Annotated in this window: 12 protein-coding genes and 1 pseudogene; 5 read left to right on the forward strand and 8 right to left on the reverse strand. The window is 61.9% G+C overall.

Translation table 11 applies throughout. The annotated features are described in order from the left end of the window. Positions 1 to 48: 48 nt before the first annotated feature. The 7 genes from H3U89_RS01735 to H3U89_RS01765 form a co-directional block, all read right to left on the reverse strand. The gene (locus H3U89_RS01735; protein ID WP_198178788.1) at positions 49 to 2,472 is read right to left on the reverse strand and encodes a S9 family peptidase; all 2,424 of its coding nucleotides are present in this window, start codon (positions 2,470 to 2,472) and stop codon (positions 49 to 51) included. A gap of 7 nt (positions 2,473 to 2,479) precedes the next feature. After that, on the reverse strand, positions 2,480 to 3,670 hold the full coding sequence (locus H3U89_RS01740) for an App1 family protein (RefSeq protein ID WP_198178786.1): 1,191 nt from the start codon (positions 3,668 to 3,670) through the stop codon (positions 2,480 to 2,482). A gap of 10 nt (positions 3,671 to 3,680) precedes the next feature. Continuing rightward, entirely contained in the window at positions 3,681 to 4,094 is a 414-nt protein-coding gene (gene gcvH, locus H3U89_RS01745; RefSeq protein WP_045935082.1) for a glycine cleavage system protein GcvH, read from the reverse strand. Positions 4,095 to 4,133: 39 nt separating this feature from the next. Then, positions 4,134 to 5,732, reverse strand: a complete 1,599-nt coding sequence (locus H3U89_RS01750; protein WP_232345432.1) for a L,D-transpeptidase family protein — start codon at positions 5,730 to 5,732, stop codon at positions 4,134 to 4,136. A gap of 87 nt (positions 5,733 to 5,819) precedes the next feature. Further along, entirely contained in the window at positions 5,820 to 6,857 is a 1,038-nt protein-coding gene (gene nudC / locus H3U89_RS01755) for an NAD(+) diphosphatase (protein ID WP_198178777.1), read from the reverse strand. Continuing rightward, positions 6,854 to 7,711: an alpha/beta fold hydrolase gene (locus H3U89_RS01760; protein WP_198179471.1), complete on the reverse strand. Its 858-nt coding sequence runs from the start codon at positions 7,709 to 7,711 to the stop codon at positions 6,854 to 6,856. Before H3U89_RS01760 ends, nudC begins: the two co-directional genes overlap by 4 nt. Positions 7,712 to 7,743: 32 nt before the next feature. Next, complete coding sequence (locus tag H3U89_RS01765) at positions 7,744 to 8,373, reverse strand: NUDIX hydrolase family protein (protein ID WP_024627447.1); 630 nt, start codon at positions 8,371 to 8,373, stop codon at positions 7,744 to 7,746. A gap of 171 nt (positions 8,374 to 8,544) precedes the next feature. Between H3U89_RS01765 and trxA the strand changes: the two genes are divergently transcribed. From trxA to H3U89_RS01780, 4 genes and pseudogenes are all read left to right on the forward strand, one after another. Continuing rightward, on the forward strand, positions 8,545 to 8,889 hold the full coding sequence (gene trxA, locus H3U89_RS01770; RefSeq protein ID WP_045935079.1) for a thioredoxin: 345 nt from the start codon (positions 8,545 to 8,547) through the stop codon (positions 8,887 to 8,889). A 149-nt stretch (positions 8,890 to 9,038) separates the two neighbouring features. Beyond that, complete coding sequence (locus H3U89_RS01775; protein ID WP_198176810.1) at positions 9,039 to 10,046, forward strand: G5 domain-containing protein; 1,008 nt, start codon at positions 9,039 to 9,041, stop codon at positions 10,044 to 10,046. 408 nt (positions 10,047 to 10,454) lie between these two features. Next, positions 10,455 to 10,847, forward strand: a pseudogene (locus H3U89_RS08520) (InlB B-repeat-containing protein); the annotation flags it as partial. 69 nt (positions 10,848 to 10,916) lie between these two features. Next, positions 10,917 to 14,156: an RCC1 domain-containing protein gene (locus H3U89_RS01780; RefSeq protein ID WP_332460514.1), complete on the forward strand. Its 3,240-nt coding sequence runs from the start codon at positions 10,917 to 10,919 to the stop codon at positions 14,154 to 14,156. Positions 14,157 to 14,349: 193 nt separating this feature from the next. Here the strand turns inward: H3U89_RS01780 and H3U89_RS01785 are convergent, their stop codons facing one another. Further along, positions 14,350 to 15,750 carry an NCS2 family permease gene (locus H3U89_RS01785; RefSeq protein WP_198176812.1) on the reverse strand — a complete coding sequence of 467 codons (1,401 nt, stop codon included), beginning with the start codon at positions 15,748 to 15,750 and terminating at the stop codon, positions 14,350 to 14,352. Between the two features lie 206 nt (positions 15,751 to 15,956). Between H3U89_RS01785 and H3U89_RS01790 the strand changes: the two genes are divergently transcribed. Beyond that, positions 15,957 to 16,172, forward strand: a complete 216-nt coding sequence (locus H3U89_RS01790; protein ID WP_198178773.1) for a hypothetical protein — start codon at positions 15,957 to 15,959, stop codon at positions 16,170 to 16,172. The last annotated feature ends 3 nt before the right edge of the window (positions 16,173 to 16,175 follow it).

The following is a 16,175-nucleotide window of genomic DNA, read 5'->3' on the forward strand; positions in this document are numbered from 1 at the left end:
CTGCCAGGGCCCTTTCCTGACCCCGACCGAATCCCGGACAGACCAGGATCAGCGGCTTTCAGGGACCATGATGGACAGGCACCAGGCGTTCTCGAAGGCCAGCTCCTCCCATTGCCGGTAGCGTCCGCTGATGCCACCGTGGCCTGCCTGGACCTCGATCCTGATCAGCGCATCGGCCCCCACCTGCGGCTCCTGCAGCCTGGCCACCCACTTGAGGGGCTCCACGTAGAGCACGCGGGTATCGTTCATGGATGTGGTCACCAGGATGGCGGGAAAGTGGTCGCTACCGAAGAGCCGGCGCCTGCTATCAGCGTCAGGAACGTTCTCGTAGGGCGAGTAGGAACGCATGTACCGGTAGACCTGCTGATCATGCAGGGGGTCTCCCCACTCGTCCCATTCGGTCACGGTCAGCGGCAGATCCGGGTCCAGGATGCTGGTCAGCGCGTCCACGAAGGGCACATCCGCCTCGATGCCGGCATAGAGCTGGGGAGCCATATTGGCCACGGCCCCCATCAACAGCCCGCCGGCCGACCCGCCATTGGCCACGGTATGACGTGGATCCGCCCAGCCCTGGGCCTGCAGTGCGGCGGTCACATCAATGAAGTCCAGGAAGGTGTTGACCTTGTGCAGCCGGCGGCCCTGCTCGTACCAGGCGCGGCCCATCTCCCCGCCGCCGCGCACATGGGGGACGGCGTAGAGCACGCCTCGGTCCAGCAGGCTGAGCCGGCCGGTGGAAAACCCCGGATCCTGGCTGATCTCGTAGGCCCCATACCCGGTGATGAACATGGGTGCAGACCTGTCCGGATCCTGGTCCGGCCAAGGACGGCGCTCGGGATGGTCGGGGGCCTGGATGACCGTGTCATCGGACCCGGTCCGCCCGCCGGCATCCAGCGCCGGATGCATGCCCCGCCGCCAGACCAGGGAAACCGGCACCAGGGCTCCATCCCTGACGCGGACCAGAACCCGACGCTCGGCGTAGTGCTCGGGCCGGAAGTCACCCAGCACCCGGGCCCGCTTGAGCAGCCGATCCACACCCCGGACCGGATCCAGCTCCCGCAACTCGGCCGGGGTCCCATAGCTGCCCCGGATGTAGCGCAGCCCGGGGGCCTGGTAGGAGGGGTTGTCCGTGGGGCCGATGCTATAGAGACGGTCGATGCCGTCCCCTCCTTGGTCGGGCAGGACCTCATGGAAGCGCCAGGGCCGGCCCGCCCGCAGATCTTCAAGTGCCTGATCCTTGGCGATGACAGCCATATGAGGCAGGCTGTCGGCCCGGTAGGTCAGAACCACAAAGCTGCGGTGGATGCCCAGCCCCTCGATTCCCAGTCCGCGAGCGCCTTGAAGAATGGCGGGATTGCCCGGGTCATGGTAAGGCTTTTCGGGCGGCAGGGAGGCCAGGTCTCCGGAGCGCTCGCAGCCATAGGGGCTGCCTTGGGCCAGCCGCACCCCTTCCCCCAAACGGAAGGGCGGACGGTGACTGCGCAGATCAATCAGATCCACCTCGAAATTGGGGTTGTTCACATTGTGGTAGACCACGGCCACCGGCAGGTCCTGTCCCGCCGGACCGGCATTTTCGAACCTGGCCAGGCTGATGTCGTACTCGATCCCCTCCTTGCGGGGGATCAAGGGCACAAACTCGCCCTGCGGATCCTTCAGATCCAGCATGAGAACCTCGCTGGTGGTCTTGGACCCGGTGGCTACGAGCATGGCTGATTCGTCGTAGCTGAGGCCCAACCCCACCCAGAAACGCTCATCGTCCTCCTTGTATACCATGACATCCTGGTCGGCCGAAGTACCGACCTTATGCCGCCAGACCGTGTCCGGACGCCAGGCCTTGTCCAGGCCGGTATAGAAGACCCAGCGGCCGTCGGGGGTCAGCACCGCCCCGGAGGAGACCTGGTCGATACGATCAGACAGGTCCCGGCCGTCTGTCAGATCGCGGATACGCAGGTCGTAGCGCTCCTTGCCCCTGGTGTCCAGTCCATAGAGCATCCACCGGCCGTCGGCGCTCAGGTCCAGGCAGCCCAAGGAGAAGAAGTCATGCCCCTTGGCCTCGGCGTTGGCGTCGAAGATGACCTCCTCGCCCGGCATGGATCCAGGCGCTGCATCGGACTGGACGGCAGGAGGGTCCCAGTCGTTCTGGTCGCGCACCGGCAGGCGGCACTGCACCCCATACTCCTGGCCCTTGAGCGTCCGGGAGAAGTACCAGTAGCCATGCATCCGGGTGGGCACCGACATGTCGGTCTGCTGTACCCGGTCGGTGAACTCCTTGAGCAGGGTGGTCCGCAAACCCTCCTGACCGGCAAGCCGTTCCCGGCAGTAACGGTTCTGGTCACGCACGTAGGCCTTGGTGGCGGGATCCTCCCGGTCACGCATCCACTCGTAGGGATCCTGGAAGTGATCCCCATGGTAGCAACGATCGGTGGGACGGCGCTGTGCACGAGGAGGCGTGGAATTGACGGCCGAAAAACTCATGGGGCGATTATATTCGGGCGCGACGACGCAGATAGGGCAGCAGGGTTCGCATCAGATTGGCACCCGTGGTCCCGTAGAAGACCGGCACCTCCGTCACCGGCACCGGCTGTGTGGCAGTGCGTTTGACCAAGGCTCCCAGCCCGGTCTCCTGGGGACTCAGCTGACGGATGCCGATGGCCAGAACCCGGCCCGGATACTGCCGTACCACCTGGGCGAAGGTGGAGGGGTCGCTCTGCCCGTCGTCGCCCATGAGCACGAAGCGCATCTTGGGAAAGTCGGCCATGAGCTGACGGATGAACTCCATCTTGTGCTGCACGATTGAGGGCACGAAGGTCTTGGGTCTGGGGTCCAGATCCCGCAGCAGCAGGGGGCCGGCCGGAAAGCCGTGGTCGCGGATGAAGCCGCGTATGGATCCCTCCACATTCCAGGGCGAGGCCGACAGATAGAAGAAAGGCATCCGGGGGTCCAGGTCGCGGATGCGGTTGTAGAGCACGGCCATGCCCGGCACCGAGGACCGGCGGTGCGGATTCGACAGGAGCAGGTTCCAGGCAGCCTTCCAATGATTGGGCACCTGGCTGATCATGATGGTGTCGTCCACATCGGATATGAGGCCGACAGGAGCCTGACCGGGCACGATGTATAAAGGTGCGTCGACGGGCCGACGGCCCCGCACCTGGTAGGAGACCCGGTGCACGCCTGGGGTCAGCCGATGCTCGGCCACCAGATCCAGGTAGCCCGATCGGTCGGAGAAGACCGCATCCGCACTCAGGCTGCGGCTGGAATCGAGGGCATCGTAGACCGAGGAGTCACCCACCTGAACCCTCCCGATGGCCGTGCTGTCAATGGCCAGCCTGACCCTGGTCCTGGGTGCGGGTACGGTCAGCAGACCGCGGATGCCCCGCATGGCCGGATCCTCACGTCTGCGGCCGTCAGTCAGAATGGTACGGCATATCAGCCGGGAGTATGACTCGGTACCGTAACCCACATATGGCTGGACGTCGGCCGACCAGCCCAGGCGGCCGGTCATGTTGATGGACAGCCCAACCCAGAGGTCGAAGGCGCCGGTAATCAGTCGCCGCAGCAGGCGCACCGGGGCCGGTCTGCTCTCGATGCCTTCACCGGGCGCGGCTGAATCGAAGGTGGTACTGACCGACCGGACCCGCAGGGGCCCTTCATTACGGCCGGATCGCCTGGTCATAACCCGACCGTCAGTTCAGGCTCTTCAGCAACTGGCCGTACTCCTCGGCGCTCATCAGATCAGGCTCATCGTCCTCCAGGTCGATCTTGGCTATCCAGCCTTCCCCATAGGGGTCGGAGTTGATGACCTCCGGATCGTCCGAGGCTGCCCTGTTGACGTAGGCGATGGTGCCTGCCACCGGGCAGACCACCGGCTCAACAGCCTTGGAGGACTCCAGCTCAATGACCTCATCGCCGGCATCGACGTGGGTGCCGGTCTCGGGCAGGTCCAGAAAAACCAGGTCTCCCAGCTGGTCCGCCGCATACTCGGTCACGCCCATGGGCGCCGGGGATTGACTGGGGTCGATCCAGACATGATCCTGGGAATACCGCAGGTGTTCGGGCACATCCAGGCGGGAAGTTCCATCACTGTGTTCATCGCTCATGGTTCCAGCCTACTCGACCGTCTGCCGCGGCAGGCGCTCCTAGCGGGCCGGACCCGACGGAACCTGCCCCTCCACCTTGACCATGGTCCCGATTGGGGCGTTGTCAAAGATCCACTTGGCGTCCTGCTCATACATATTGATGCAGCCGTGGGATCCGTATTGGGCAGGGTCGCCCTTGGCAATGCCGGCAGAGTTCCAGCTGGCCGTGTGGAAGCCCTCGCTGCCGTTGTAGTAGGAGACCCATTTGACATTGGGCGTGACGTAGCCCTGCCCACGCATGGTCTGGACGGCGTAGCGCACATTGATGAAGAAGGTGCCGGTGTCGGACCATTTCCCGTTATCGGGCTTGCCTGAGCATATGGGGAAGGTCTTGACCTGGGTGGTGCCGTGGTAGGCGGTGGCGGTCTGGTCGCTGAGGTTGACCTGGATCCAGATGTCGCCGTCTGGCACGTCGTATCGGGCCACCCGGGTCTGCTCCTTGTGGGGTGTGATCTCGGCGCTCGCCTGGACGGGATTCGTGTCGCCCTCTTCCAGGGCCTTGACGACCAGGTCCGCCGTGGCGGACACATCCGTTACCCGGACACCGTCCACTCCCTTGGTGGTCTCGGCCACCACATCGCCCTTGGTGTTCTTGACGTTGACGGCGGTGACCATATCCCGGTCCAGCTGCCGGGCCAGCTCCTGGTCCAGATACTGCTTGATGGCCTGCCGATCGAAGCCCAGCTCCATGGTCCCCTTGTCCAGATCGGTGACCGGCTTGACCCAGGTGGCCACAGTGGCGGCCGGGACGGTCATGAGGTCATCATCGGCACCCTTGATGACCAGGTCCTTGGCCAGTCGTTGGTTGGCCTGGGAGGCCACCTGATTGGCGGTGTCCAGGCTGATGGGCATGGACACTTCCTTATAGACCACCCCCACGGCCAGACGCCTGCCGGGCTTGTCTATCAAGGATGAGACGGCATCCTGCACGCGGCCCAGCTCAGGCGCCTTGCCTCCGCGACCCTCTTGTGGCCGGAAGGCGTGTGCGCCTTGATCAAAAACGATAGTGGAGGGAACGGAGCGGTCCTGACGGGGGATGAAACGTTCAGTCAGATACCTGTCCATGGCCAGCTGATCCCGCTCGGCAACCAGCGGCACCGCCTCGCCATGGAAGGGGTTCAGCCGGGAGAGGCCCGCAGACCCCTTGGCGTTCATGATCTTGGTGACCGTGGCATCCGAATCCACGCTTACGCCCAGGTCCTTCAGCCCTGCCCGGGCAGAGGTGCCTTCACCCTTGAGCTCCACCTGGGAGTCCCGAACCTGCCGATCGACGATCTGCCTGACCTGGTCCTTGGTCCGACCCATCATGACCTGCCCGCCCAGGGTGACGCCGGGGGCCACCCGATCGCGGAAGAAGGCACGGACGCCGAACCAGCAACCCACCAGGATCAGTACAGCCAGAAGCAGCAGGGCCAGGATGGTGCGTCCGCGGTGACCGCTCGAAGGAGCCTTGTGGGCGGCACCTGCGCCGAAAGCCCGCTCTGCTTCTTCATCGGCGAACAGGTCCACAGGGTCGGGCCCCTCCCCGGTCGTCGGCGGCATAGTCACGGTTTCGGCCTGGTCGACATCAGAGATACGAGGCTCTTCTTGCCCCTCCATGGCCATAACACACCTTTCGCTGCTGACAGTTCTTCGAAATATCTTACGACGAGACCAGGTCCGAGGGCGCAACACCACTCGGATGAATCAGAGCTCGCTGCCGTACCACTGCTCAATCATATGTCTGGCCACACTGGCCGTCTGAGGTATGCGCAACCGACCCGAGGACAGAGCAGCGCTGAATTCCTCCCGTGTGAACCAGTTGGCCTCATCGGTTTCCTGACCGTCCACCCGGATGTCCGTATTCAGGGATCTGGCTCTGAAGGCCACCATCAGGGAGGCCGGGAAGGGCCAGGGCTGGGAGCCCAGATACCGCATCTCCCCCAGGTTCAGGCCCACCTCTTCCAGGGTCTCCCGCCGGACTGCATGCTCCAGATTCTCGCCAGCCTCGACGAATCCGGCAGTGACCGAGCAAAAGCCGGGAGCCCACTTCCGATTGTGCTGGAGCAGAAGCCGGTCGCGGCCATCTACCACGGCCATGATCACTGCGGGTTCGATGCGGGGAAAGAGCGTGTGTTGGTCCCCTGATGCATCCCCCTGGCAGATCTGAGCCCATCCGGCTTGGCAGGGATGGACCGGTGCGCCGCAGTGGGGGCAGAAGGCCTGGCGTCCATGCCATACGGACAGGGCGACCGCACAGGTTGCCAGGCCCACCTGACGCGGACGCCCATGAGGGGCATACTCACGCAGGCCAAGCCAGTCGAAGCGCCGATCGGCAGCCTGAGCCAAATCACGAAGAGGGTCCTGGACGGCCCGACCGGCGCAGGCAAGATCCAGATCCAGGGCCAGCCAGGCCTGCCGGTCGGCCTTCCCAAGGTAGTAGCAGGGCGGCTCGAACTGGTCTGCCGAGCCTGTCAGAGGATCCCGCAAGTATGCAGCAGGCAGGGTAGCCAGACGGATGCCGGCTCCAGTGCGACCAGCCAGCGCCCCTTTGCCCTTGGGCACGGCCACCTTCTCGCCCCGCACCAGGATGACCCCCGTGTTGTCCCGCTCCAGCAGATGGTCAAGCAGACCGGGCTGCGGCCGTGCTACCGTGTCGTAGTCCACATCCCCCTGAGCCAGAGGCAGGAAGTGCAGGGGCTCGGTAAGGGCCAGCGGGGAGAAGACCGTTTCGCAATCGCTCATGAGAGCCTCCCTACGCGACGAACCAGGTCCAGCAGGGCAGCAGCCACCCGATCCGGATGCTCGACGGCACTGAAGTGGCCGCAGTCGTCGATGGCGGTGAAAGTAACTTCCGTTCCGGCCTGACGCATGGCCTGGGCCAGAGGTTCCATGGCACGTGGAGGGCTGGAGGGGTCGCAACGGCCGCTGACCAGGGCCACGGGCACCCTGATGCGGCCGACCAGATCGCTCTGATCCGGGCGGCCCGCAGCCATCCGCTCCCGCCAGGCGATGCCCCGGGGATCCTGGGACTGTATCCATTCGGTCATGGTCTGCACGAAGGCGGGCGAACGCTTGAACGTGGAATCACCCTCCTGGGGCCGGGCGAAGTGCATGACCGGTTCAAGGGTCCCCCCCACCTCACAGGTTCGGGCGATCCGCAGCCGGTTGGCCCGGGATGCCGGACGGTCAGCCATCATGGTGGTGTCGCACAGGGCCAGACCGGCCACCATCTGCGGGTAAAGCCTGGCTACCGCCTCGACCAGGTAGCCGCCCATGGAAAGTCCGACCCAGATGGCCTTCTGCGCACCCGTGGCGGCGACCATGTCCGCAAAGGCTCGGGCCATGGCATCCAAGGCACCGGGCAGGGCACCATCAGAGTCCGCCGGACCACAGGAAGCCGGCCCAGGCAGGGGGCAATCACCTGCTCCAGGCATATCAGGGGCATAGACCGGGAAGGGAGTCATACCTGCACGATCCGCCTGGGCCATCAGCGAGGCCGCGCACCGATCCCACATGCGGTGGTCCACAGGGAAGGCATGGACCAGCACCAAGGGCAGCCCCTCCCCTTGCCGATATACGGTATTGGCAATGTTCATGCCCGCCTCCAAGGATTCACGGCTCATAGTGCTCATAACGCACCGGCCCAGGTCAGGGCGCTCATCAGCACCTTGCCGTGTCCTCCGGGCATCTGGCTGATAAAGGACTCCAGCATATCCCCCTTGGGATCGATCCACTCCACATCCAGGGTCTCGTCCTGGGGCTTGCAGTCCCCGGCCACCGGCACCAGGTAGCACAGAGCGATGGCATGCTGACGCGGATCGTAGTACTCCGAGACCCCCGGCGTGGGGAAGAACTCAGCCACGGTGAAAGGCTGGGGGCTGGCAGGCAGCATGGGCAGGGCCAGCTGGCCCAGATCCTTGGCGATGTTTCTGGCCAGCGCCTCCCTGATGGTCTCGTGGTAGAGGATCCGTCCGGTGATCAGCGTGCGCTCGATGTTGCCCTGATCATCCACGCGTAGAAGGGTGCCCACCTGGGTGACAGCGCTCATTTCATCCACGCGAACCGGAACCACCTCCACATAGGGCATGGGCAGGCATCGCCGCGCACGGTCGATGGCGTCACGGTCCAGCCATCCGGGGGGATTCGAGCCTGAAAAACCCCGGTTGAAGTCCTCTGGGGTGATGTGTGAGAAGGCGCCACGGTCGCGATCGGCATCGAAGTCGTCATCATCGGGAATCTCGTCGTTCAGCACTGGCATGTCTCCATTATCCGTACCAGGCTTGACCGGCCACGGGACCCCGGCGGACATCTCCACCCAGAGCATATTCGGGCGCTTTCTCCAGCCTTGATGGAATGCTGATGATTGAAAGCGGTTGCTAAGCACGGGAGCTTCCCGCGCGACAGTCAAACGACTTCAAGGAGCGTTATTATGGCCACCACGACTATTACCTCGGAAAACTTCGAGCAAACCATCAAGGACAACGACCTGGTGTTGATTGACTTCTGGGCCACCTGGTGCGGACCCTGCAAGGCCTTTGGCCCCATCTTCGAGAAGGCTTCGCAGGCCAACACCGACATCGTCTTCGGCAAGGTGGACATCGATCAGAACCAGGATCTGGCCGCGGCCGCCGACATCCAGGCGGTGCCCACGCTGATGATCACCAAGCAGGGGCAGATCATCTTCAAGCAGGCCGGCGCACTCAGGTCTTCGGATCTGAACGACCTGATCGACCAGGCACGCAAGGCCGATTTGTCAACCCCGGCACAGGCCTGAGTCAGTCGAGTTGGTTCCAAGACCGATTTGCACTAAAGTAGTGATGTGTTTGTCCAGTGACCCTTTCGGCGCTACCGGAAGCATGCGGTCGATAGGAAGCATTACGTCGACTGATCACTGAGGATCTGTCGGTCCAACAGAGGAGAGTAATGGCGAACCACCGTAGAGGACGGATGAGTGCGGTCAAGGCTCTGACCAGGCGTCAGTGGCTGCGGTTGGCTGCCGGTGTCACTGTTCTCGGCATGGTCGTTGGCGCGGGCTTCGTCTCGCGCGACTTCTACACATCCACTGAGAGCTCGGCCAAGTCAGGCGTAACATCCTATTCTGCCACCCAGGATGTGGACACGGTGTCCCGCGGCAGCACCAGGCAGGCCATCCGCAATGGTGCGGGCGGCGCCAACGCGAACACATCCTATGTAAATGTACAGATCAACGGGAAGAACAAGGTGGTCCTGGGTACAGGCTTCACCGATGTCAAATCCGTGCTGGAGGCCGGGGACATCACCCTCCAGCCTGGGGACCAGATCACCCCGTCCCTGACCACTCGCGTCACTGAGAAGACCGTCATCCGCATCGACCGGGCCGATGCCCAGGTCAAGACGGAAGAGTCGCCCATTCCCTTCAACACCATCGAAGAGAAGACCAACTCCCTCCCGGCAGGCACCACCAAGGTCAAGACGGAGGGACAGAACGGCGTCATGGAGACCACCAGCCTGGTCACGGCAGCCGGCAACAAGCACCTGACCAGCAACATTTTCGCCTCCTTCGTCAAGACGGTCCCCGTCGACAAGGTGGTTCTGGTGGGCACCGGCGGCGGTACTCCCGCAAAGTCAGGTTCGACCACCACCACGGTCCCCGTGGGTACGGCCCAAAGCATCGCCCACGGTCTGGTCACCTCCCGAGGCTGGGGCGAGGACCAGTTCACCTGCCTGGTGCAGCTGTGGAACAAGGAGTCCGGCTGGCGGACCAATGCCTCCAACCCATCTGGCGCCTACGGCATTCCTCAGGCATTGCCGGGTAGCAAGATGGCCTCGGCCGGTCCCAACTGGCAGACCGATGCCCACACCCAGATTGTTTGGGGACTGGGCTACATCCAAGGCCGCTACGGAAACCCCTGCGGCGCATGGGCTCAATCCCAGGCGACCAACTGGTACTGATCCCTTTTCATACAACTCAATCAGGAACTTCCGGCAGGCTGGTTCGGCTTGCCGGAAGTTCTTTTTATATCCACGAAACAACCAATCCCAATTTCCTGCCGCGAATCCGACCACCAAGGCAAAAGACAGGCCTCAATGAGAACTTGGTATTCCAGAACCACATGATATAAACTGATTTTGATTGAACGTCATGCACGTCGGTCATGGGGATTGAGCTGGGAATGCAGGTGCCACGTTGCATGCGCCGTTGCTTTCAAAGGGGACCGTATGCAATCGTCATCCAGAAGTCGTGCATGCTGTATAGCTTCTCTTGCAGCCATTATCGCCTCAGGGCTCATATTAGGAAATCTCTCGGGAATTGACCTGGCACAGGCGGATGCCACCGCATCCCCGACAGCATCGCAAAGCATGGAAAATCAAGGCGAAGGGGTGACCCCTGGTATACCCAGCTCAACCCAAACTCCTTCTATTGCCCCCTCGCCAACAGAAACTCAGAAGCTGGATTCCCCTATCCAAACAACACCCTCTCCAGCCTTTCCATCCCCCACTTCACAAGGCTCAGCAAGCCCTGCCCCTTCCACCCGATCGACAAGCTCCTGCCCAAATAATCAATGTTCGGTCACCTTTGACACCACCCAAGCCGACACAGCAACCCCTGACTCTCAGACTGTCCTTTCGGGAGGTCTGGCGAAACGACCGACCGATCCCACCAGGAAGGGATACCTCTTCGACGGCTGGTTTATCGGCCAGGTAGCCTACGACTTCAACCAGCCCGTCACCAGCAGCCTAAAGCTGACTGCAAAATGGACAGCCGGTGATGGCCATTGGTCCCTGGCACCTGCACATGGAGCCATATCGGGGGGCACCACTGTGACGGTGGCTCCCCCAGCGACCCGGGGCATCAAATTCTCACAGATTACGTCAGGATCCACCCAGTCACTGGCCCTGGGCTCGGACGGCAACATCTATTCCTGGGGCAAAAACGCTTACGGTCAGCAAGGCGACGGCACAAACATCGATCGCCAAGCCCCAATAAAAGTATCTAAGCCAGCCAATGCACCAAAAGGATTCATTTTCACGAAAGTAGACGCTGGTGATCATTCAGCCCTGGCCATGGGTTCGGATGGCAACCTTTACACTTGGGGATTCAATGCTTCTGGACAGCTGGGCGATGGGACCACCGAAAACCGCAGCAGACCTGCTCCGGTGAAAAAGCCGGATGGGGCCGCGCCTGGATTTACCTGGAAGCAGGCAAACACCAGGTGGGACCACACTGTGGCCTTGGGATCAGACGGCAATCTCTACGCATGGGGACTCAACGCATATGGGCAACTCGGCAATACCAGCGTTCCCAGAGGTCCCAACAATCCAGCTGCATATAGCACTAAACCCGTCCCCGTAAGCAAGCCGGCGGGAATCACCTTTACCCAGCCGGCCACGGGACGGTACAGTTCCATGGCCATGGGATCCGACGGAAAACTCTATGCCTGGGGATGGAACAGTTATGGTCGCCTAGGAGACGGTACCACAACAGATCGTTTGACACCCACCCAAGTCCTTCAGCCCAATGGGGTCACCTTCTCGCAATTCAATGTAGGAGCCGACTACAGTTTCGCCATCACTACGAACGGGGATCTTTACGGCTGGGGGTGGAACGACAGCGGGCGTCTGGGAGACGGCACCACAACAGACAGGCATGTGCCGACTCTCATACCTCGTCCGAATGGGACACCTGCAGGATTCACCTGGAAACAGGTCATGGGCAGGGACTACCACGGCATGGGCATCGGTTCAGATGGCAATCTTTATACCTGGGGCGTCAACTGGTACGGCGATCTGGGCTTGCCAGACGTCCCTACCGGCCAGACCAGCTACATCACCAGACCCCGGCCTGTGCAAAAGCCTAAACCATCCGTGGCTGGACAAGAAACCAGCTGGGTTCGGCTCTATGCTGGCTGGGAGCAATCCTTAGCCTTGGGGTCAGATGGGAACCTATATACCTGGGGTTGGAACAGCGGGGGCCAACTGGGTGACCCGACCATCCCCACCGGTTACGACAACAGCAAAGCAATGAGGCTGACTCCGGGCCTGGCGGCATTCCCGCTTACACCGGATCTTACTGCGGTCAAATTCGACCAAACACTGGGCAGCAATCTGAAAAAAGCAGGTACGAACTGGCAGGTGGTGACGCCAGCCCATAGGAAGGGCCGAGTGGATGCGACCATCACCTGGAATCTCTATGGTCCGCAACCCGATGACATCCTGGATTACACCTATGACCCGCCCACCTATGTCGTCACTTTCGACAAGGCCGACGGCAGCCAGCCCACCAGTCAGTCGGTCGTCGAAGACCAGACAGCTTCCAGACCGGAACAGGACCCGACCCGTCCTGGTTTCCTCTTCGACGGCTGGTTCGGCGGCGATGCGGCCTATGACTTTGCTTCCCCCGTCAAGGGTTCCCTGAAACTGACGGCCCACTGGACGGCAGGCAGCGGGCAATGGACCACCTCTCCCAAGCAGGGTCCCGACAGTGGCCAGACCAAGGTGACCCTGGTTCCGCCTACAGCGCGAGGCATTAGGTTCAGTCAGGTCAGCGCCGGCGATGATCATTCATTGGCTCTCGGATCGGATGGAAACGTCTATTCCTGGGGTGCCAATAAATACGGACAGCTTGGCGATGGGACCACAACGGACCGCTTGACCCCGGTGCAGATTCCCAAACCCACAGGCGTGAAGCGATTCACACAGGTCAGTGCAGGAAAGGCCTTCTCATTGGCCTTGGATGGCCAGGGCCATGTCTGGGCATGGGGGCTTAACAGCTCTGGACAGTTGGGTAGCAATGCCGTTGTCACCAATGGTTCAGCCGCATACAGCTCCAACCCGATTCGCGTGCAGGCCCCTAGCGGTATGACCGCAACTAACTTCACTCTCACTGGTATCAGCGCAGGCATCACTCATGTCCTGGCCGTAGACAGGCAAGGCAGAGCCTGGGGCTGGGGGTCCAATGAGTTCGGCAAACTGGGCGTTCCTTCAAACACTGTAGCGACGACAGGGATCACCACCAGACCCGTCCAGGTAGCAACCCCGCAAGGCGAGACGACTGGATTCCGCTATGCACAGGTCAGCGCGGGCGGCTCACATTCCCTGGCGACTGACACCCAGGGTCGTACCTGGGGCTGGGGATCGAACCAGAACGGCGACCTGGGTAACACGAGCGATGTAGCACTCAACGGCTACACCTTTACACCCGTCCAGGCCAAACCGGGCATCAACCCGACAGGTGGATTCAAGCCGGTTCAAATTATCGCAGGCAGCGGCCACTCCTCCGCCCTCGATGATCTGGGACGCCTATGGTCCTGGGGCGGGAACAGCAATGGAGAGCTCGGCCTGGGCGACACCACCACGAGGACTGCTCCGTCCCTGGTAGCCATGCCTGCAAACGTCAGCACCTTCACACAGTTGACAGGCAGCAGGGCTAGCGGCAATTCACTGGCGCTGGACCAGAACGGAAACATCTGGGGCTGGGGCCAAAACTCATCAGGCATGTTGGGGACCGGGGGCACAGGCAGCCTGAACAAGCCAACCAGAATGGGCAATCCATCAGGCATCGATCACTTCGTCAAGGTCAGCGCCGGCACAGGACACACCCTGGCCATAGCTTCCACCGGCAGCACCATGGGATGGGGAGACAACGGCCAAGGAAGGCTGGGGAATAACTCGACCCAAACGGTCTACTCCCCTGTCAAAGCGCTCTTCCCCTTCAGGCTCGGAACCCCGTCCACAGTCCAATTCGGAGGCGTCAGTGGAACCAGCCTAAGCTCCACGGAACAGCAAGACGGCACCTGGACCGTGCTGACACCGAACCATCAGGCCGGCGACACGACTGTCAGCATCGCTTGGACGCTCAATGGGGCTCCACAGCCCAACGATGAGACCAATGCCTTCCGTTTCGTCCACTATGGCATCCTCCCCTTGACCGGAGAGGCAGGCATCCTCGTCATCATCATGGTCGGCTCGCTGGCTGCAGTCAGTGGCCTGGCTGCCAAACGGCAGCGCCTTGAAACGCAAAGCGGACAAGATGGAAAGGCTGCCGCTCGGCACAAGCACTGACGGGCACGAACGAGCAGGGCCCCGCCACCTATCTAGTGGCGGGGCCCTGCTGCGGTCTCTGTGCCTGATTTGCTCTATTAACACCCTCAAACAGTCAGATCAACCCGACAACAGCATGACGACTACCTGCATTGCTGAGCAATGGTTCTGACGAATGGCTGCTTGTGGATGCCTTGTGTTTGCGAAACCGTGCTCAGAGCACGGCCTGGAGCACGAAGTCCAGGATGAAGAGGGCCGAGACCGCCCAGATGATGGGGTGGACCTCCTTGCCCTTGCGCTTGCAGACCATGGTCAGGCAGTAGGTGATGAAACCTGCGGCCACACCGTAGGAGATGGAGTAGGCAAAGCCCATGAAGATGGCCGTGAAGAAGGCCGGAATGGCCTCAGACAGCTCGCCCCACTCAATCTCTGCGAAGGAGCTCATCATCATGCAGCCCACAATGACCAGGACGGGCGCAGTGGCCGCCGAAGGCACAGCCGAAATCAGCGGAGCGAAGATGGCGCTGAGCGCGAAGCAGGCGGCGATAACCACCGAGGTCAGTCCGGTCCGGCCACCGGCTGCGATGCCCGCAGCGGACTCCACATAGGTGGTGGTGTTGGAGGTGCCGAAGAGGGCGCCGATGGAGGTGGCCGTAGCATCGGCGAACAGGGCCCTATCCATCTTGGAGCTGAAGCCTCGACCGGTTTCCAGAGCCTGCTCATCCTCGGCTGAGAAGATGCCTGAGCGCCGACCGGTGCCCACAAAGGTGCCGATGGTGTCGAAGGTGTCCGACAGGGAGAAGGCGAAGATGGTCACCAGAACCACTGGCAGCTTGGCCGGGTCGGAGAAGAGGGCAGGGAAGCCCTCCGGACTGAAAATGGCCAGGAAAGTCTGCGGCAGCTGTGACCAGGCCTGTCCCAGATCGACCGACTTGGCCATGCTGGTGACCCCCATGGGAATGCCCAGGAGCGTGACCGCGATGATGGCGATGACGAAGGCGCCCTTGTTGATGAAGGCCAGGTGGCCCTTGAACTTGAAGATCAGAAGGAAGACGGTCAGCAACAAGCCGATGACGAAGAGGATGACACCGGGGGTGTTGAAGGTGGTCAGCCCTGGGTTGGCGCCGGCCGCTGAGGTCTTGTCAGGGGTGAACTTGATGATGCCCACATTGAGCAGACCCACATAGGCGATGAAGACGCCGATGCCACCGCCGATGGCGTGCTGGAGCAGGGGCGGAATGGCCTGGATGATCATCTTGCGCAGCTTGGTGGCCGTTACCAGGATGTTGATCAGGCCGCACAGGAAGACCATGCACATGGTCTGTTGCCAGGTGAAGCCCAGCCCCTTGACCACGGTGAAGGTGAAGAAGGCGTCCAGCCCGACTCCTGGCGCCACGCCGTAGGGCACATTGGCCACCAGACCCATGATCAGGGTGCCGATGATGGCAGCGATCAGGGTGGCGAGAAAGACGGCACCCCAGGGCATGCCTGCCGTGGAGAGCACCGAGGGATTCACCACGATGATGTAGGCCATGGCGAAGAAGGTGGTGATGCCTGCTACCACTTCCGTAGAGACTGTGGTATTATTATCCGAAAGCCGAAATAGCTTATGCATATTCGATTCCTTATTGTCTTATTTGGCGATGAGACAAGGAAAGAATATCACGAGCACTCGGCTTTTTCTGTTACAGGTCCCGCTCCATTGAGCTCCAATACCGCTGCAGAACCTTCCGCTCACCTATAATCGGCATACCGGCACTGCCCTGAAGCCGTCCCGCATGGGGATGAGTTGAGGGGCACGGCGCTTCCGAGGAGGGGCATATGGCCAGGAACAATCATTGGGATCCAGACGATCAGAAGCAGTATCAGCACGTGCATGACAGCGAGGTTGATCGCGGACAGGATGAACGCGCCGCCGAGCGGATTGCAGCCGCCACGGTCAACAAGCAGCGCACCCGCGAGGGCCGCACCCTGCGTCAGGAGCAGGAGCGCCGCGGCCAGGGCACAGACGTCAAAAAGGACGAGAAGAAGGACTGAATC

The organism is Bifidobacterium sp. W8104, assembly GCF_016100735.1.
In the GTDB taxonomy this organism is placed as follows: domain Bacteria; phylum Actinomycetota; class Actinomycetes; order Actinomycetales; family Bifidobacteriaceae; genus Bombiscardovia; species Bombiscardovia choladohabitans.